Here is a 20,201-nt window from a genome sequence, read left to right as displayed (position 1 = left end):
AACCTCAGAACAGAGATGAAGTGGACGTAAAATCTTGATATTTATCCCGTCTATAACTGATTTCCCCATCTATTATTTCAGATAATGTATAATTTTCGCCATCTTTAAGGAATGCAGAAAGAAAATATAAATCGCTGTTATCCCCTTTTTTGTAAAAGGTAGTCTTTACTTCATCCGCCAGAAACTTATCATAAAGAGCTGCAGATTCAGCATCGATACTCACTTCTTCTCTGCTTTTAGGACTTTTTGTGTGATCTATCACATCTGTCTCTTCTTGAGAAGCAGCCAAATCACTATTTTCTTCTATACTCACGCCATCAGATACAGTTTTTTCTTTAGCACATGCACATAGCACCAAAGTAGCAATAATTGTCGTAAATAATAACTGTTTTCTCACTAGCAACTTGTTCTCCAAATCAATAAATAACTTAAATCAGTCATGAGTATAGATTAATAAGGCGCGGAATAGTAGAACCATTTTTCTTTATCATACATCACTCGATTTTGGAAAAAATGTTCATTAGGCTCTTCTATAAAGAATCCATCTTCTGTAATATCGGTTTTTTCAGCATACCCCCACCCGGTGCTTGCCATGTAAGATGAATCATAATATGCATAAATTTTTTCTCCCTGCTTACTCAGAATTATACGAATAGAATCTTCACTATCTTTTTTCAGAACATAAAAAATACATTCATACACATTATCTAAATTAAGATCTGCATATGTTATATCCTGTATTTCCGATGGAGAATGTCCTATTTTTCTCAAAAAGTCACTAAAATGAATATCTTTATAAATCGGATCGGTTCTGTACTCGGATACTGCATTCAGAATACTGTCTTTTTCAATGATTTCCGAGTAAAAATCAGGATTATTATTCGGAAAGGTATAATTCGAATTGTCTTGAGATGGCACATATGCTGAGATAATCTCATATTTTTCTATCGGAATTACATTATCAGGCGCAAATGATGTAAGAAAATATGCATCAGGCACTACATTCCTTACAGGTGTGAAATTTGTATCATATTCTCCGGTTTCCGGATCTTCATACACAGTACTTCCGGAATATAATTCTTTTGCTGTTAGCTCATTATTATTTAAAGAAAAAAGGGTAAATTCTTCTCCTCCCATATGAGCCCAATATTGCAGTATTCCATTCCCACTTGGATATGCATATAACTCACTGTGACCGGTGTATATCTCATCAATGCACTTAACTTTGTTATCAGTATATGTATATACCCATACATGATAATCAGCTTCGCAGCCTCCATAGTGTACAATTAATTCAGGTGTCGAATCTTTGTCAATGTCATATATTGAATATGCTCCTCCCGAACAACCATATTCATCAACTCCGCACTCATCAATAACCTTAAGAAAACCAATATATGCCGCCTTGTAATCACTATACGTAACTTCTTGCGCCGCACTTATCGCCCTTTCCGCTCTTTCCGCGTTGATCTCTGTCGAATAAGATGCGCCTTTCGACAATATATTCTTTAATGTGACCATAGAAAAATCATCATCTAACGACTCATTAATAGCCGCTCCCACACTATTCCATCCGGAAAATACCTCATACTGATATTCAGACGTAGCCTCATATATTAAAACCATGTTTTCAGAATCCGAAACACCTATAACTGCAATGTCTTTTATTCCGTCATCATTAAAGTCAAAACAATCCATATCGGTAACTTTATCCAGATGGCGATATGTATTTATGGTTGCTTTGACTTCATTGTCTTTGATTATATCAATGTAGGTATAATTCTTTTTCTTGCCATGATCCATATAATCATCATTATAAACGCTGATCTTAGCATTGCCCTGATTTTGAACAAGCTCGGATTCCATTTCGATCAGTTTTTTATTTTGGGATTCACATGCAGTTGCAAGTATAAGTATAGAAAGCGGAAGTATTATTCGTAATCTCATTGTTTGTCCTTTTCAAGTAATATATTTTATGCTATTTCATTCTGGTAAGTTCCGCATGTCCGTTTAATTCTTCATAAGATACATAGATCCTACAGAATTATCACCGGTCTCATAATAAACAATCTTTCTGCTCAGATTCCTGCTTGGTATCACCACCCGTTCCGGTTTCTTCATTCTTTGCAGAACTGTCCTGCTCTTTCGCTGCCTCTGTATCTGTCGTTTTGCCATGGCAAGATGATAAACATAATGTAAAAACAGTGAGTAAAAGTAACGGAAATATTTTTCTTTTCATTTTTAGCCTTTCTTGCGATAGTAAATTCCCATAACCATCAGACTCTTTCCCAATATTTATATCTTGTTTTAATATCTTCTGTCATTATTCCCCAATGTTTTCCACGTCCAAAAATAGTTGTACATTATCGCATTACTGCTGTAAAGCAGATGGGCGCAGGATTCACAGAATTTTCATAACACCTGTTGTTCTATAATCAAGTGCGGTCCTCATTGTTTTATCCTCATCCCGGTAGTAAATGCAAAGGGATATACAAATTTCCTTTCTATTCCATTATCGAATTTTACGGTGAACTTGGTCGGCACTTCATCATCATCCCAAGAAACATCTGTTATAATGCCTTCTCCGTATTTTGTCTGAATTATCCGTTCTCCGATGATAAGATTGTCCGGAACATTTACACCGGATGTAACCGGAACAGATTTCTTTTTTAGAAGCGGAGTCGGTTTTAACAAAACGTTTTCTACCTTTTTCGCATTTGCATGCGTTTTTGCCATATCCTTCTTTTTCTTGGGTGAAAGCTCGCCTGTAAATACAGATGGTGCATCATCGTATTTAAGTATCGTCAGATTATCTTTTGCTCTTGTGATGCCCACATAAAAAATCCGGCGCTCCTCTTCGTAATCGCGCTTCTCTTGTGGTGTTGCGCTCTTAAAGTTCTTGATCATCTTGCCGGGAAATACGCCATTTATCACGTCCATCAGAACAACATTATCATATTCAAGCCCCTTGCTGGAGTGGATGGTCGAAAGAATAAGTTTTGCCTTATAGTCTTCTCTCTTTTCCGTCAGTATCTTGCGAAGCAGGTCGAGCCTTTCAAGGAAACCGGGAATGGTCTTTTCTTTTTTTTGCCAGCATCTTTAATATAAAGAGCTTATTTGTGGCAATGTTGTTATCTTTCAGATAATCACCATATCCCATATATTTATCAATACGATTAAGCGCTTTGCCCGGAGGCTCCATAGCCATGTTTCTAAAATGTGTTCTGAGAGACCTTACATTCCCGAGGACTCTCCCGTTTAGATCAATACTCTCTGCGGCATCCAAAATACCGATGTGCTTTCTGTCTGCTATATAGATCATTTTCTCTGCATCAGGTTTGCGAAGATATGTTTGGAACTTGAAGTAAATATTCATAAAAAGCGCAGGATCCGACGGATTTAACGCAAATTTCAGTATATTGGCAATATCAACCACTACTCTGTTTGAGAAAAAAGACATATCAGTGCTTTTTATTCTATAAGAAAAATCTTCTCTCTCGAGAAGATCGATAAGCGGAATAATACTTTCGTTATCTCTGTAGAGAATCGCAAGCCCTGAATCACTTGCCCCGGCCATTTCAAAAAGATATTTATATTGCGAATCTCTGCTCCTTAATGTTACGTAGTTTATTTCTGAAGAAGCTTCTCTTTCTGCGCACATATGCTTATTGTGGCGGTTAAAGTTCTTTTGTATAAAAAGATCTGCCGTCTCAACAATCTTGGCATTTGATCTGTAGTTTTTATTCATTACGAGAACTCTTGCACCTCTATGGTCTTTTTCAAAATTAAGAAGTGCATCAGGGTATGCAGCTCTAAAACCGTAAATACTCTGGTCTTCATCTCCCACCATGAAAAGATTACCGTTTTCTCCGGCAAGAAGTGAAATTATCATATGCTGGCTTTTTGAAGTATCCTGTGCTTCATCTACACATATGTATTTGTATCTATTCTTGAAAAAAGAAAGCATCTCCGAAGAACTTTTGAGCATTCTATAGGCATAGATCATCTGATCGTCATAATCCATCAAACTTCTTGCTTTTAATTCTGCATTGTAACGATCGTATATTTTAAAGAGGTCTAGTCCTTCGTCTTCTCCGCGCTTTTTTATCTCTTCTTCCGTAAGAAGCATGTTCTTACAATATGTTATAAGAGTGCGAACGTTCTTTATATCGCTTTCTGTGGGATACTCATCCATTACGTCGATATATATGTCTGTAAGGATTTTTCCGGATAACTTATCGTCCGTTATAAGATCAAAAGGCTTTTTACCGATACGTCTTCCATATTCTCTTATTATCTCGTAGCAGATTCCATTAATTGTCCTAAATTCAAGTAAATTAGAGGAAGCTCTTCCAAATACAGATTCAAATCGTCTTGCCATATCCTTTGTTGCGGCAACGGTATAGGTAAGAGTGAGTATATTTTCAGGTCGTATTCCTTTTACATAGAGCATATATCCGAGACGATTTATAAGGACCGTTGTCTTGCCGCTTCCCGGAACTGCAAGAAGCAGAACGAAGCCCTCAACCGCTCTTACAGCTGCAATCTGCTCATTATTAAGTTTTTGTCCGTATTTATCAATAAATTCCTTGTCTGTCATTATTTCCTTTTCGCTTACCATTTCCTCAGATACCATCGAGCCTATCATCTTCAATATCAGCTAAGCTCGCGCCTGCTTCCTTCGCGCCGGTGTGCAGATGTATTTAATCTTCTCCCCAAATCTCTACAAACTTGTCAAAATGCGGAAGTCTGAGCTTCATATATCCTCTTATTTCGTCGCTGACAAGATGTTTGTTTATCAATCTGCTCCTATAAACCGAATACGAAGCTGCATTCGCCATAAGTTTTTTAATATCTTCAGCTTTACCGTCTTTGGTCTTACATATGCATCTGACAACTTCTTTTTCACCGTTACTCAAAGATTTCCAAACCAGATCATATGAATCTCTAAACATTATCCTTTCAAATTCGGGAATGATATCGTTTAGTGTCTCATTCTTCTGTTTACCGAAATAAAGAGACCCAAGTACCTGATATGCATAAGCATATCCTTTGGTTTCCTCTTCGATTTTTTTTGCTTCCACAGCATCTATTTTCAACAGTTTCTGATACATGGCCGTAATATCATATTTGTTTAATCCCTTTATCTCAAGTTCATCTGCTCTCTTGAAAAAAGTAAGGTTTTTTTCTGATGAAAACTCCTCAATATTTTCAGCCAAACCTGTTACCAGCAAATAAATATGCATTCCTTCAAGTATCATCGAACCTATCATCGATAAAAGTCTGATCATTTCCGGCGTCTTGGAAATATCATCTACTCCAACCAAAACATTATATTTTTTCTTATTTGCTTCTGCTACCATCTTAGTAAGCATCGCTTCATCAGAATAAAAATGCTCATTATCGGAAACCTTTTTCCCGACACTTACCTCACCTTTACCTGAAGCCACATAAACATTTCCACTCGCCGAAACCGAAGAACTGACCTCAGTTACCCTACTCTTGGAATCTATAAAGCTCTCCATACTGAGTTTGGATATAAGAGTCTTAACAGCATCTCCTGCAGCAGAAAGAGGATATACCAGCCACTTCTTATCAGCTTTAAGCGCACGTATGACATTCCCGTATTCTACCGATTTGCCGGATCCCCTTATACCGGTTATCTTATAAACATATTTCGAAGACTCCTCGCTTGTAAAACTATTGATGATCTCATCAGCTATACATGTATCAATATAAGCCGCTCCAGCAATCCCCGGTGTTCTGGTAAACGGATCAACTCGCTTTTCCATCTTTCCTCCACTTTTATCTTTATACATTATCTTTTATCTTTTGTTATTATTATACTATATTTTTTATCTTTTGTTATCATTTATTATATTTTGTTATCTTTCACACACTCTCACATCCAAAATGACAGCTGTTTCTTCATATACCCCTTTACATCCATTCCATAGATTTTCTTAAGTTCGTCGCCGTCAAGAAGCATCTCTTTTGCCCCTTTCATGGCTATCTTACCATCCTTCATAAAGATAAATTCATCGCCAATCTCAACCGCGGAATTTATGTCATGGAAGACACCGATAAGCGTGTGTCCGCTGTCCTTCTTCCACTCTTTCAAAAAATTTTCAAGTTCTGCCCTGTACTTAAGATCAAGGTGATTGGTCGGCTCGTCGAGTATGATTATAGGCGTCATCTGCGCCATTGTCCTTGCAAGAAGCATTCTCTGCATCTGTCCGCCCGAAAGACTGCTTATCTGGCGTTTTCTGAGATTTTTTAAGCCGTTCTTTTCTATGCACTCGGCAACTATCTCTCTGTCCCTTTTCCCGGGGATTCCGAGGAAATTGTCAGCGTACAGGTACCTTCCAAGCATCACTGCTTCTTCAACCGTATATGAAAAGTAAATCTGTGAGATCTGGCTCAGCATAGCCATCTTGGATGCAATCTCTTTTCGCTTAAGCATTGAAACCTGCTTACCTTCAAGACTTATACTACCCTCATACGGAAGCATTCCCGAAAGCGCCCTTAGAAGCGTCGTCTTGCCGCATCCGTTTGCTCCGAGGATGCAATAGCTCTTGCCCTCTTCGATATCAAGATTTATCCCGTTCAGCACCGGATTTTCGGAAGGTGTTTTACCGTATCCGCATACGACATTTTCACAACGAATCAGCATAGTTCACTCCCTCCCCTTGAAATAGATCCAGACAAATACAGGAACACCGATTATCGCGGTGACCGCACCGACAGGGATTTCCCTCGGCGCCATGATCGTCCTCGACACCATGTCCGCAAGTGCCATAAATACGCCACCGAGAAGCATCGACATCGGAAGAACCACGCTATGCTTTGCACCAAATATCTTTCGCACGATCTGAGGAATCGTAAGGTCGACAAAACCTATAATTCCCGAAAAGCATACAGCCGCACCCGTAAGGAAAGATGCTATCGCAAGAAGCATTGTCTTTTTCCTCTTAATATCGACGCCTATGCTCATCGCCTGCTCTTCGCCAAAAGTCATGATATCCAGTTCTCTGTGGAAAAAGATAAGGAGAAATCCTCCGATCAAAGTGCAGATGCAAAGTGCGGCAACATGAACCCATCTTTTCCCCGAAAAAGAGCCCATCTGCCACATGATAAGTCTCTGCACGTGCTCGCTCGACATTGTGCTAAGTATCGTGAGCATCGCATTTACAAAGAGCGAAAAAACCATACCGAACAGGATCAAAGTGTTGTTTTGCATATTTCTGTCAATCCTTGCCGCAAAAGCTATCACGAGAAACACCGTAAGAAGTCCCGCGCCAAAACCTGCTGCCGGAAGAAGAAAATACCCAAGCACGCTCCCCGCCGCTCCGGTTATGATCACAACTGCCGCTCCAAGCGAAGCTCCCGCCGAAACGCCCATTGTATAAGACGATGCCAAAGGATTCTGAAGTACCGCCTGCATCACAGCTCCGCTTAGTGACAGCGCCGCTCCCGCAAAAAATGCGCAGAAAACCCTTGGCATCCTGATTTCCCACAAGATAGAAACATTCGAAACATTTGCCGTATTCGGAAGCGCCTTTCCAAACATCTTATAAGCAAGAATGTCCGCCATCTCTCGCGCAGAAAGAAGAACGCTTCCCGCGCATATACAAAGCGCCAGCGATACAACCGTGATCAATATGATAAAAAAGATTTTTCTTATCTGTTTTTTTGTATCCATATTTTATGCTGCGGGCTTTTCCTCTTCCGCATCGTCATTTGCGAAAGGATCTTTCAGATCCTTATATACTTCGGGATAAACAGCCTTCGCCATCTCGATCATAGCGCTTACCACATGGTGGTTCGGTCTGTTTACGGTATCATTGTCTATCTGATAAACCGCCTTGTTCTTGATGGCTGTTACATTCTCCCAGCCGCTCATTCCAAGAAGCACGTTTATAACATCATCCGTATACATATCTGCAGTGAGGATAACCTGAGGGTCCATCGCGATGGCCGCTTCTTCTGTGAGCGCCGGCCAGTCATCCTTTTCTTTTCCCGCAACATTCTCAGCACCGATAAGCTCGATCATCTCGGTTATATATGTGCCCGAACCTGCAGTGTAGATCGTGGGTGACTCCGCAGATGGTGTAAAGAGCTCGAAAAGAACCGTCTTCTTCTGGTCATCTTTTATATTCATTGATGCGGCTGTAATATCGGCGATTGTATCTTGCATTTCAGATACGATCTTTTTGGCTTCATCACTCTTTTTTACAATGTCTCCAATAAAAAGAATATCTGCTTCAATGTCTGCTATGCTCGCGCTGCTTGGGATATCGCAAACGCAGATTCCCGCTTCTTTTACCGAAGCAAATACATCATCGCCGTGGCTTGCGCTCATTCCTGTCGTAAAAACAATGTCGGCGTTCAGCGAAACAATCTTTTCCTGATCCGGTGTCATCATGTCAAACTGAGGAATATCGGCCTTGAGATCTGCAGAATAGCTGGCAAAAGAATACGTATCACATGCTATTATTTTGTCGCCAAGTCCAAGGTCAATAAGAATCTGTGTTGTAGACGGTGCCATAGATATTATAGTATCGACACTTCCAGGAACAGTTATCGGATTGCCGCTTCTGTCAGTCTTACCAGCCTGCGTTGCAGCTTCCGAAGTTATATCCGATGCGCTTTCTCCCAAACTGTCTGCCGCACCGGACTCGGCGCTTGATTCTGCGCCTGCTTCCTGCTCACCTTTATTTGCGCATCCAAATACTCCGGTACACATCATCGTGAGCACCAGTGCCAATTCCAAAAATCTCTTTTTCATAGTTTCTCCCCTTTTTATGCTTTATTAAAGGGGCAAAAAATAACTTTTCGCCCCTAAATATCATTATTATTAAAGTAATTTGATAAGCTTATCCACAACGCCCTTCATGCGTTCATCCGAAAGTCCGAAGTCCATTTCTTTGTAGCTCCAAGCCGCACGTCCGATTCCGTATTTATCGAAGCATCCGCAGATGTCCTTGTACCACTTAAGTGCGTCCTCAGGACTTGCCTTATCAATAACTCCGTATTCTCCGCAGTAGAGCTGAACGTTTCTTTCTTCCGCGATCTTAACGGCCTCTGCAAGATAATCATCAAAGTACTTCGCACTTATCAACTCCTGCTTGTCATATGATGACATATCACCTGTTATGTGATCAAGCTCTCTGTCGTTATTCTCGATATATGTGCCGTATGTAGAATCATAAGGCATTCTGAAATCATCATTCATTTTCTCGATCCAGTGCGCGCCCTGATGTGTAAAAATAAGGGGCTCGTAGCAATGGAAGTTATAAACAATATTCTCATCATAAGGAGCCGCAAGGTCTTTAAGCGCCTCGATACTGTTGTTGTAATATCCACCTACAAGGATTTTTACCTTTGGTGCGATCTTTCTTATTCTTCTGATGCACTCATAGGAAATATCGTTCCATTTTTCGCAATACTCTTTTTTGGTAACTTCGTTAAGAAGCTCAAAAGCAAGCATATCTGCGTTCTTGCCAAATCTCTGTGCAAACTGCTCCCAGAGCTTATAGAATCTGTCCTGATATTTTACATTGTCAAAAAAGCCTGATTCATTCTCGCCGTCATCAAAACTGTAACCAAATGTCTTATGAAGATCGAGAACCACGTTAAGTCCAAGCTTCTTGCAAGTTTCTATTGCTCTCTGTATATATGCGAAACCGTCCTCTATATAGTTTCCTGCTTCATCCTCAACAAGTTCATAGTCAACAGGGATTCTGATGTGATCAAGCCCCCATGACTTTATTACCTTAAAATCATCTTCCGTAATGAAATTATCATATCTTTCCTTAGTGTGATTGCACTGTGAAAGCCATCCCCCAAGGTTAATTCCATGCATATAGCCTTTGAATTTTTTCATTTTGTAACCTCCACCATGTTTTTGTTACCCCAATTTTTGACTCTTGTATATCATACCATAGCTATGTGGTTCTAAGGAATACTGCTCATTACATAACGCCAATTATCTTTTCTGCCATCATCAGTCCTGCGATTGTGCCATTTACCTTAATCTTATTTGACATACACATATCAACTGCTTCTTTAAGCGGAATAAACTTGAATTCAATGTCCTCAGTCGCCTCAAGGTTCTGTTCGCCTGTTTTCTTGATGTTTCTTGCCAAAAAGATATTTACAACATTAGTGTCTTTAGTTGGATAGTCATATCCTGACAATAGTTTTGTCCAGTCATCTGATGAAAAGCCTGTCTCCTCGAGTAATTCTCTTTTCGCCGCATCGAGTGCACTGTCGCCGTCTTCTATCACTCCGCCGGGAAGTTCGTATAATACTTCATCTACAGGATAGCGGTACTCACTCTTTATCAGAACCTTATTATCCTCGTCAACTGCAACGATCAACGAAACGCTCTTCTTTTCAAATACATAGAAATCATCGAGGCATGTTCCGTTTGGTAATTGCACCTTATCTTTTGCCAGTTTTACCCAGCGATTGTCAATAATATACTCTCTGTCTAACTGCTTCCACTTATCCATGTTGTCCCTCCTCACCTTCTACTTTTCTTTCTCCACAAAAGGTATAATATCAATCTTTTTATACCTGTACTCATACTTTTCCCAAACTTCTTCATCTTCAGATGAGCTACTATCATCTTCCGAATCATTTACCACGTAAGCTTTCTGTCCATTTTCATAATATGTTTTATAACCACCGTCCCAGTAAACGCCTTCTATGAGTTCCATTTCTCCTTTGGAGTATTTATAGAACATCATATCTCCACTGAATGCACTGTTCGAACCTTCATTTGCTATCACGCCGTCGCCACAGAGAAAATACCGATTTCTACACCAACCTTTAAAGACATGCAGAAGTTTTCCATCCCGAATAGTGAATAAGTCATAAATCTGATCGTCATTATCACAGGACCAAGGCTCACCGTTTTCCAAAGTATCCGGACTATTGGTTCCCAGAATAAGCTCATCAACTCCGTCGCCGTCAATATCGGTTTGCAAATATCCCGCCGTAATACCGCAATTATCTTTTATGTAATAATATAATTCATACGAAAGCCCATGTTTCTCAACGTAATCATAAAGGGAATCCCAAGATTCCTCTGAAAACTCTGGCTTTGTTTTACAAATCTCTGTCTTTAGTCTGCAAATAAGATCATCGTACACGCCATAATCAACATCCGCTGTTTCCTGAGTTTCTTCATCAAGAAGGTCTTTATTATCAAGTTTAGTCCAACTTACTCTCTCCCCGTTCTTGATTTCCTCTGTAAGCCCCGCTTCCTTTTCTTTTGCCGCTATCAATCCATCAAACTCGTCAACAGTGCACAACTTAAGCCCTTTTTGGTCAAAAAAACTCTCTGAAACGGCGTGCTGCCTCAAACGCATTCGAACTGCCAATATCTGCAGAAACATCATGTTCACACCACTTAAAGCTCTTAACATAATAATGTGTAAAACAATGTCCGGTCATAATACCACAATATATGTCATCAGCCTTATTTTCCGGAGTATCATTCAGATCGGCCCAATAAATCTTATACCCATCGGCATGAATTGTACCCTTGGGTAAAAATCCATATTTCTTATCCGGATCATCCTTTTTCAGATCATCTTTTTTCGTCTCATCCTTCTTTTCTGTAATATCCAACGTTTCACCGTCATAAACAAAAGGGTAATCCTCTGTGCCTACCATTAATTCAGAAGAAATATACTGATTATTTCCGGAAGCATCAATGTACTCCCTTCTTTTTTCGTGCAAATAATCATCAGTACTTTCGATATACCCATACTCATTAACATCAAAGTGCCCTGCATACTCAGAACTGCATTTAATATTATTTCCGTATACCGTCTTTAAGTGTCCGTCAATTTCCTTAATTACCAAGCACTCTTTAAACCATCTTGTCCCCAGCATATTTACTTCAAGCGCAAGTTCTTCATTGCCGTCTTTTCCGCAATCGACATATGCATATTCAGTCCATTCAAGTGTCACATAAAAATCGTCAACAGCATTACAAGAATCGCGGACAGCCCTAACAACTTCCGATAATGTCAGCTCCTTGCCTTCCGCATTTTTCAAAGAAAAGACTTTTCCTACATCACCGCTGCAATCCATAAGGACTTTTTCTTCGTTTCCAAGAAATCTCTTATATATGTCTGCGTGTTCTTTTTCCTCTGCTGCCTCTATGTCGTTTGCAGCCGTCTCCGCTGAATCCATGGTCTGTTGCGCCTTTTCTCCGGAGCACGCTGTCATGGTCAAAAGACATAACGCCAACGGAATTATTCTGCCTAATCTCATTTTGTCTAATTCTCTTTCTCAATAATAGGTATATAATCAATCTTTTGATACTTGTACTTGGCAAAATCACGAAAATCAAAAGAGTACATTCCCACGACTGAATCATCCACTTCAGATTCCTTTGAGCCGTCGGTGTAATACATGTGTTCCGTCAACTCACTGTCGAGACACGTATAAAGGCCTTCTATCAGTTCCAATTCTCCTTCATGATACTTGTAAAAAGACCATACTGTTTCAGATGCAGAACTTGCACCCTCATTTGCTATCGCACCGTTCTCACACAGATAATAGCGACTTCTTTCCGCGCCGGAAAAAAACATGGGTAAGTTTGCCACCTCTGATAGCAAACATATCATAAATAACACAGTCAAACGGAGATGAATAATACTCATTGTCGTCGTTTCTGCAACTTCCAAAAAACAATTCGTCAATTCCATCACCATCTATATCTTTTATGAAATATCCAACCGTAACATCATCGTCAGCAAGTTCCCAACTCAAAACGTATGAAAGCCCCGTCAGCTCCGGTGTTAGTCCGTTATAATTGTCATCTTCTATGTTTTTCTTTAAGCGGCTAATCAATGCATCATATGCCAAATAATCTCCATCTTCCGATATCGATCTGATATTCATAGAAAAAGAACTGCAATCAAACTTGTTCCAATTCAATAAATGCCCGTTCTTGATTTCATCTGTAAGACCGCTTTCCTTCTCTTTTGCCTCCAATATCTTCACGTAGTCCTTACGGCTGTATAACTTAAGTCCAAGTGATTCCGTATACTCAATTATTCCGCGACTGTCTTTGAAGATAGTATGATTAGCCGCATCTTCCGAAGCGTTGAAAACATAAGGTGAGCTCTTTAAATATTTAGGAAAATTAATATGTCCGACCAGATTTCCGCAACAAATATCATCCATTTCATTACTCTTAGTATTGTTTAAGTCCGCGCTGTCAAAAACATATCTGTCAGGATAAATCTCAGTTTTTGCAAAAGAAAAATAATCCTGCTCATTCTCTCTTTCTGCAGACCTTCTGATCAAATTTCCGTACGGAAACCTGTCGCTATCTGTCTTCTCAGTGGCAATATAGTGGTAGTTTCCCATCCCGTCCACATATTCCTTACATACACTCTCACAGTAAGGGCTATCCTTGCTTTCAATATATCCATACTCATTAATGCATATTTTCTTTTCAAAATATTCCAAATTGGAATATACCGTTTTAAGCTTTCCGCCTATTTCCTCAATGATCACATATATTTCCCGCTCAAAATCTCCCCGGACGCCCACTCTCAAAGCTATTTCATCGTTGCCATCTTTCCCACAGTCAAGATATGCATATTCAACTTCCCCGAGGCTTACGGCTGACTCATCCACAGTATAGTAGCAATTAACGATGTTATTGATAACCTCTGACAAAACGAGTTCTTGCCCTGCATACCTCTTAAAAGAAAAGAGCTCTTCCGCGTCGCCGCTGCAATCTATAAGGACTTTTTCTTCGTTTTTAAGCAGCCTGTCATATATGGCTGCGTGTGATTCAGCTTCCGTCGCCTTAACCTGTTTTGTATTTATACCGAAACATTCCGCCACTGTTAAAAGACATAACAATGACGGAAGTATATTTTTTATCCACATATTCTTATTTCTTTCCAAATTTGTTTGACTTGAATACTAGGTTGTCTCCGGACTTAGTGAATGTGATGATTCTTTCAGGCTGCTTATACTTTTCATCCCAGTTTTCATTGTTAGGCTGATATTTGAGTGTATAAGTGTCACCTGACTTAGTTCCTGACACAAATTTACCGTCATATAAAGGCGAATCATCTCCCCACGGATTACAACCTATAAGGATTGAATCATATTTCTCATTATATGTCCAAAAAGGATAATCTTTCGGGTCAATGTTAATATCAAGTCCGGTATGATCTTTGGCATATTTAATGAGCTTATCCATTCTTACCACAGTATCCACAATAAGATCCAACTCTGTAGAACCGTAAAATTCTATCTTTTCTTCATCTGGAAGTTTGTCTTCATCTTCAGTAAGACCCTCAACTCGGTAAGCTATAACCCGATCCCATTTGATTTCTTCAGGGCTACTGTATTCAGGTCCAAGGAAGCCAAAACAATCGCTACAGGTCGCAGTAAACCTCTTTGTAAAATCGCTAAGTTCCTCATCAGATACAGGCTCGCCTTCTACCTCTGTAATTTCATCAGTAGAAGATTCTGCCTCAGCAGTTTCATCAGTTGAAGCTTCCGTTGTTTCCTCAGTAGTTTCATCAGACGCAAATTCATCTGAAGCAGTAACTTCCTCAGATGCCGATTCTTCTTTTTCACCTGAAGTCTCAGTAGTGCCTTCCAATGGAATCGGTGTACATGCGGATATAACAAAAGCAGTTGCGAGTATCAACAATGTAGTTCTTCTTTTCATTTTGCTTTTCTCTCTGTGTCTTTTATTATACAGATCAAATGTGTTCAGCCTGTTAAAAAAACAGCTCACCTTATAAATATAAGATGAGCTGCGCATTTTTCTCCATATCAGAAAATCTTAATTAAATAAGCGTTTTCTTATTACTTTCCAAGTTTGTTTGACTTGAATACAAGTTTGTCACCGGACTTAGTAAATGTGATAGTTCTTTCAGGCTGCTTACATGATTCATCAAACATTTCATTACCGGGCTGGAATTTGAGTGTATAGGTGTCACCTGACTTAGTTCCTGACACAAATTTACCTTCAACTAAAGGTGTATCCTGTCCCCACGGGTTTTCACCTATAAGGAATGCATCGTATTTCTCATTGTATGTCCATGAAGGAACATCTTTCGCATCAATGGTAACATCAAGTCCGGTATGATCTTTGATATACTTAGTAAGATCCTTTTTTCTTACCACCGAATCTACTAGCTCGCCTTCTATATCAGTAAAGCCATAAAACTCCTTCTTTTCTTCATCAGTCAGATCTTCTGCTGTAAGTCCCGGAGTATAACAGCCTATAGCCTGATCCCACTTGATTTCTTCAGGGCTGCTGTATTCAGGCCAAAGGAAACCAAAACAATCGCTATTCACATCAATAAACATATTTGTAAATGTGCTAAGTTCCTCATCAGATACAGGCTCGCCTTCTGCCTCTGCTGTTTCATCAGTAGAAGATTCTGCATCTGTTGCTTCCTCAGTAGTTTCCTCAACCAAAGGCTCGTCTTCAACAGTAATTTTCTCAGAAGACGCTTCTTCTTTTCCGCCTAAAGCCTCAGTAATGCCCTCTAAAGACGGTGTACATCCTGTAACAACAAGCGCGGTTGTAAGTATCAACAATGCTCTTTTAATTTTCATAGTTCCTTTCCTCTCTTTCCAAAATCTCTTTTCATAAAACCCTGTTATCCTTTAATCCCCAATATAATTAGGATGAGCGGCATGTCTCTTTCTTATCGTATCATTATTGCCGTATGCAATATTATATACCTTATCGGTATTTGTGTCGAAATTAAAGTATAAAGTGAATGTATCAAACTTATACTTGAAGCCATATCCCTGATAAAAACTATATGTCTCTGCAGGACTACCATAAGCAGCTATAATACTATCTTTTGAATCACCAACTCCGACATTGCGAGATGTCTTTGCGCCCTGCTTATAGATGCAAAGATCGTAAGTTAACTCTTCGCCGTTATTAACAAATGTGTATAAGTTTATGTTATTTGAATCATAAACATATCTTGGTTCATCAGCTGTTGATGTATCTTTCTTTTCACACTGACCGAGGTTAGCCATAAGTGTTGACGCTCCGTCAAGGATAGAAAGTTTCTTGCCGTTATACATGATCTCAGCCTCAGAAACGCTGCTGCTATTCTGAGTTGTAGTTGCTGCAGGTGCAGGAGCTGCGTTATTAGTTGTCTGCGCAGGTGCTGTGTTGTTTGCAGCAGGTGTTGCATTGGCATTTGTGTTTGATGTTGTTGTATTTGTAGCAGTTGTTGCATTTGAGCTTGATGTAGTAGCCTGAGCTTTTCCGGTCGCAACTATATTCTTTGTAGAATCCGCGATATTTGACTTAACAGGGTACATCTTTGACAAAGTATCGTTATTATCATATGAATAGCTTACTACTGTATCGTTCTTGGTATTGAAATAAAAACATAAAGTATATGCATCAAACTTTACTGATATACCATAATCTTTATTCAAGCTAAAAGAACTCTTATTGCATCCGTTATACGCATTGTTTATTTCGGCCAATGTTGAGCCTACACCGACACCACGTGCTGTAAGTATACCTTTTTTATAAACTGCGATATCAACAGGAAGTTCGTTTCCATCTTTGATACCTGTTATAAAAATAATGTTTCCTCCATCATAGGAATAAAAAGGCTGTTCAGGACAAGATGTGTTTCTGCTCTGATACTGTCCGAGATTAGACATTATAGTATTTGTGCTGTTCAAAACAGAGTGTACTTTTCCGTTATATACAAACTCATGATCTGCAAGCTTAGCAGGAATCGCATTTGCCGCTTCGGTAGTTGCAGTTGTGTTTGAATCTGTAGTTGAAACAGTAGGTGCAGATGAACCTGTAGTAGCTGCGTCAGGGGTTGTTGCCGTTGCTACGCCGGTAGTAGTTGTGCCATTTGTGGTTGTCGCAGTTGCTGTACCTGTAGTTGTTAATGTCTCAGATGAATTCAATGTTGTAGCTGCTACTTCGGTTGAAGTTGCTGTTGTTGCTACATCGGAAGAAGCTGCCGTAGCCGCATCTATTGATGATGAAGCCGCTGATGCATCCTCGCTTGATGAAGCTTCTGCCGCCTCAGAAGCAATCATTGCCTCTCTTGCTGCCTGTCTAAGTTCAGCCTCAGTCAATTCCATAGCGCTGCTTCCTGAAGAAGCCGCATCACTAGATCCGCTGCATCCTACAAGTGAAAGCATCATAGCTGAAGCCATCAAAATGGCTGTTGATTTACATTTTTTCATAATTCCCTCCACATTTCAGTCAATTATTTTGTGTATCGTATATATACAATACACAAAATAATTGACGTATATATTATGAAATCATGTTTTTTCTGTGTTCTGTTTTTATAGGGCAAATATCATGCTTTTGCTGAAATCTGTGTGTGGAATTTGATTCTTGACTCCATTGGCAAGTTCTTCGGTTGCGATCAGAGATTTGCGGCACTTTCATTGACTCTGACGCCAAATTCCTTCTTTGCGATCATAGTTTTGATACGCCGATATTGACTCTGGAATCAGATTCAAAGTTTGCAGTCATGGCCTTGCCGCTCTGGTATTGACTCTGACGCCAGATTCCTTCTTTGCAGTCATGGATTTGTAGCTCTGGCATTGACTCTATGGTGCATTTTTGCCTGTAGAGTCATGCCTTTTAGCAAATATATTCCCTTGAAGCACTTGTTTATATGACCCTATAGCTCTTTTTCGGCCTGTAGAGTCATACTTTTCAGCAATCACACTTCCTTGGAGCGCTTGTTTATATGACCCTACAGCTCATTTTCTTCCTGTAGGGTCATGCTTTTCAGCAATCACACTACCTTGGAGCGCTTGTTCATATGACCCTACAGCTCATTTTCTTCCTGTAGGGTCATGCCTTTCAGCAAATACATTCCCTTGGAGTGCTTATTTATATGACCCTACAGCTCATTTTCTGCTTATAGAGTCATGCCTTTCAGTAAAACACTGCCTAAACAAGCATAAAAAGCATGACCCTACAGAGCGTTTTTGCTCCGCAGGGTCATACTCAATAAATTTCATGTTATAAATGCCTAAATATTCACACAAGAATACTCGATGTATCAAGTATACATCACGCATTCTCGGATTTGATACCGTCTGTCTTGATGATGAACTTCACGCTGCTGTCGGTATCATCGGATGCGCCGCCGAAAGTGCTGTAGTTCTCGCCGGCTTTCTCAATAGCTGAAAGTCTGTCGGAGAAATCAGAAAGATCGCCGTCGAATGCTTCGTAGATCTTCTTGATACCTTCTTTATCAAACTTAATAACTCCGTCAACAAGCTCCTGAACACCGTCATCAAGCTCGCCTGTTCCGTCGTACAATTTGCCTACTCCGTCGTAGAGCTCTCCTGCTCCGTCGTCCAGCTTTCCTGCTCCTTCATCAAGCTTGCAAGCGCCGTCGTAAAGCTTGAATGCACCGTCAACTATTGTTGCATTATTATCCGTCAATGTATCAGCGCCTTTTCTAAGCTCTGTAGAACCGTCCTTAAGCTTGCCAAGTCCCTGATCGAGCTGAACTGTTCCGCCATAGAGTTTCTCTATGCCTGCTGCCAGCTGTGCATTTCCGTTTGCAACCTGATCCGCACCCGCAACAAGAGCATCAAGCTGAGCAATCTTCTGAAGAGTTGCAGGGTCAAGATTTATAAGCGTATCAAGATGCGCTTTTTCTATAAATGTAAGAACTGCCTGAGTCTGAGCAAGATATCCTGCATATGCGGCTATCATAGGTGTCTGCTGCTTTGCAGTGTTTATTGCACCCATTGCAGTCTCTAAAGCAGCTTTTGTAGCGGTCAGTTCTGCATCTTTTGCCTGAAGTGCTTCTGAAATTTTCTGATCAAGTTCTGCCTGAGTATATGTCTTCTCAGAATTCTGGTTCTGATTCGGATTTCCACCTCCCAGCAAAATTGCAGAATTAATTCCCTGCCCCTGCCTTACTGCCATCTTGTTGCTTCGAAGCTGATCAGATATGCTTTCATTATTCTGACCGTTTGCACCTCCTGCATCTGCTCCCCCTGTCGGATTACCATTTACAGGTTGAACTTCTCCCTGAGTTGCTCCCGCTGTACTTCCGTTACCGGAAACCTGATTTGCTCCACTCTGATTTCCTGAGCCGCCTGTGCTTGCAGCAGGATTTCCTGCATTTTCTGAAGTAGAAGCTGTACTTCCACCTTGATTTCCTGTACCCGTCACTCCGTTATTGCCGGTTCCTTCCGAGGAACCTCCTGTTGCAGGCGCACCTGAAGCAGTCGCCCCTGATCCATTTCCGGTAGTTGCCGGGCTTCCTCCATCCGGATTGTCCGTTCCCGAACCGGAACCATTTTCACCCGTGGTACCTGTAGAAGGCTCTCCACCGCTTAAATTATTATCGGAATCATCTCCTGTTTGTGCAGGTTCAGGAGTAGATGCCTGCCTTGACGCATCATCAGGCTCCGTAAGTTCACCGCCACCTACTGTCATAACAAGCGCAGCGTCGTGAGGCTCATTTGGTACGCTACCTGTACTAACCTGTGAAAGAGCTGTCTTTCCAACATTTATAATTGCATCAAGCTTTGCCTTATCAACGCCGAGGGTCTGGCATGCGATAGCAGCTGCCGTCGCATCGGTTCTGCTTCCGATAAGATAAGCCTGCGTAACGGAATAAGCATTCTTTATTGAAGAAAGCTGTGATGAAGCTGCCATAAGGCTTGAAAGAGAAGAAGCCATCTGAGCCAGCTGCTTTACACCGCCGTTAACCGCTTCAGTTCCCTGTGCAAGAGCCTTGGCATTATCAACAAGATTTGCATCTTCCATTCCCTGTCTGAGAGCAGATGAACCATCTTTTGCAGATTTCAGGCCTTCTTCCAAAGCAGCCGTTCCGTTTCTAAGATCATGCGCACCGTTTGTATATTTAACAAGTCCGTCGTAGAACTCCTTGCTTCCGTCACTAAGTTTTCCTGTGCCGTCTTTTAATTCCGCCGTTCCGTCCTTAAACTCCTTTGTTCCGTCATAAAGATCCGACACTCCGTCTCTGAGCTTGCCCGTTCCTTTCTTAAGTTCCTTGGAACCGTCAACAAGATCATTCGAACCGTCGTTTAACTTATTCATGTCATCCTTGAGGTCATCGATCTTGTCTGAATTAGAAAGATCTGACATACCAAAATCTGAAAGAACGTCAGAACTTGCCATTGTCATAGTCATA

At 40.5% G+C, this 20,201-nt stretch carries 20 protein-coding genes; all 20 read right to left on the bottom strand.

Features of this window, described 5'->3' with window-relative positions; genetic code table 11:
• Positions 1-4: 4 nt before the first annotated feature.
• Positions 5-397 carry a hypothetical protein gene (locus CD00_RS0100090; RefSeq protein WP_155841137.1) on the bottom strand — a complete coding sequence of 131 codons (393 nt, stop codon included), beginning with the start codon at positions 395-397 and terminating at the stop codon, positions 5-7.
• A gap of 53 nt (positions 398-450) precedes the next feature.
• On the bottom strand, positions 451-1,947 hold the full coding sequence (locus CD00_RS0100085; RefSeq protein WP_026654062.1) for a hypothetical protein: 1,497 nt from the start codon (positions 1,945-1,947) through the stop codon (positions 451-453).
• 109 nt (positions 1,948-2,056) lie between these two features.
• Positions 2,057-2,239, bottom strand: a complete 183-nt coding sequence (locus CD00_RS0100080; protein WP_026654061.1) for a hypothetical protein — start codon at positions 2,237-2,239, stop codon at positions 2,057-2,059.
• Positions 2,240-2,448: 209 nt separating this feature from the next.
• A complete protein-coding gene (locus CD00_RS18925; protein ID WP_242839001.1) occupies positions 2,449-3,030 on the bottom strand; it encodes a 3'-5' exonuclease in 582 nt (193 codons plus the stop codon).
• 25 nt (positions 3,031-3,055) lie between these two features.
• Positions 3,056-4,648 carry an ATP-dependent helicase gene (locus tag CD00_RS16570; RefSeq protein ID WP_051594016.1) on the bottom strand — a complete coding sequence of 531 codons (1,593 nt, stop codon included), beginning with the start codon at positions 4,646-4,648 and terminating at the stop codon, positions 3,056-3,058.
• A 55-nt stretch (positions 4,649-4,703) separates the two neighbouring features.
• Entirely contained in the window at positions 4,704-5,792 is a 1,089-nt protein-coding gene (locus CD00_RS0100070) for a type I 3-dehydroquinate dehydratase (RefSeq protein ID WP_026654060.1), read from the bottom strand.
• A gap of 110 nt (positions 5,793-5,902) precedes the next feature.
• Entirely contained in the window at positions 5,903-6,673 is a 771-nt protein-coding gene (locus CD00_RS0100065) for an ABC transporter ATP-binding protein (RefSeq protein WP_026654059.1), read from the bottom strand.
• A 3-nt stretch (positions 6,674-6,676) separates the two neighbouring features.
• Positions 6,677-7,702, bottom strand: coding sequence for a FecCD family ABC transporter permease (locus CD00_RS0100060; RefSeq protein WP_026654058.1), 1,026 nt, complete (start codon positions 7,700-7,702; stop codon positions 6,677-6,679).
• Between the two features lie 3 nt (positions 7,703-7,705).
• Complete coding sequence (locus CD00_RS16565) at positions 7,706-8,788, bottom strand: ABC transporter substrate-binding protein (protein ID WP_051594015.1); 1,083 nt, start codon at positions 8,786-8,788, stop codon at positions 7,706-7,708.
• A gap of 69 nt (positions 8,789-8,857) precedes the next feature.
• Entirely contained in the window at positions 8,858-9,886 is a 1,029-nt protein-coding gene (locus CD00_RS0100050) for a glycoside hydrolase family 5 protein (protein ID WP_026654056.1), read from the bottom strand.
• 88 nt (positions 9,887-9,974) lie between these two features.
• Positions 9,975-10,517: an NUDIX hydrolase gene (locus CD00_RS0100045; protein ID WP_026654055.1), complete on the bottom strand. Its 543-nt coding sequence runs from the start codon at positions 10,515-10,517 to the stop codon at positions 9,975-9,977.
• 18 nt (positions 10,518-10,535) lie between these two features.
• The gene (locus tag CD00_RS0100040) at positions 10,536-11,378 is read right to left on the bottom strand and encodes a hypothetical protein (protein ID WP_207640428.1); all 843 of its coding nucleotides are present in this window, start codon (positions 11,376-11,378) and stop codon (positions 10,536-10,538) included.
• Positions 11,338-12,291, bottom strand: coding sequence for a hypothetical protein (locus CD00_RS0100035; protein WP_026654053.1), 954 nt, complete (start codon positions 12,289-12,291; stop codon positions 11,338-11,340). Before CD00_RS0100035 ends, CD00_RS0100040 begins: the two co-directional genes overlap by 41 nt.
• Positions 12,292-12,296: 5 nt before the next feature.
• Entirely contained in the window at positions 12,297-12,611 is a 315-nt protein-coding gene (locus CD00_RS0100030) for a hypothetical protein (RefSeq protein WP_026654052.1), read from the bottom strand.
• Entirely contained in the window at positions 12,568-13,926 is a 1,359-nt protein-coding gene (locus tag CD00_RS0100025) for a hypothetical protein (RefSeq protein ID WP_185750348.1), read from the bottom strand. Before CD00_RS0100025 ends, CD00_RS0100030 begins: the two co-directional genes overlap by 44 nt.
• 4 nt (positions 13,927-13,930) lie before the next feature.
• Complete coding sequence (locus tag CD00_RS0100020) at positions 13,931-14,722, bottom strand: hypothetical protein (RefSeq protein ID WP_074463294.1); 792 nt, start codon at positions 14,720-14,722, stop codon at positions 13,931-13,933.
• A gap of 140 nt (positions 14,723-14,862) precedes the next feature.
• Complete coding sequence (locus CD00_RS0100015) at positions 14,863-15,621, bottom strand: hypothetical protein (RefSeq protein ID WP_026654048.1); 759 nt, start codon at positions 15,619-15,621, stop codon at positions 14,863-14,865.
• Positions 15,622-15,672: 51 nt separating this feature from the next.
• A complete protein-coding gene (locus CD00_RS0100010; RefSeq protein WP_026654047.1) occupies positions 15,673-17,247 on the bottom strand; it encodes a hypothetical protein in 1,575 nt (524 codons plus the stop codon).
• A gap of 241 nt (positions 17,248-17,488) precedes the next feature.
• Positions 17,489-17,617: a hypothetical protein gene (locus tag CD00_RS20825; protein WP_255346785.1), complete on the bottom strand. Its 129-nt coding sequence runs from the start codon at positions 17,615-17,617 to the stop codon at positions 17,489-17,491.
• Between the two features lie 477 nt (positions 17,618-18,094).
• On the bottom strand, positions 18,095-20,201 hold a 2,107-nt coding region (locus tag CD00_RS16560), incomplete at its 5' end, for a hypothetical protein (RefSeq protein WP_026654046.1).

The organism is Butyrivibrio sp. AE3003 (assembly GCF_000686065.1).
GTDB lineage: Bacteria > Bacillota > Clostridia > Lachnospirales > Lachnospiraceae > Butyrivibrio > Butyrivibrio hungatei_A.
The sequence above is the reverse complement of the archived record's forward strand: the minus strand, read 5'-3'. Positions and strand labels throughout refer to the sequence as shown.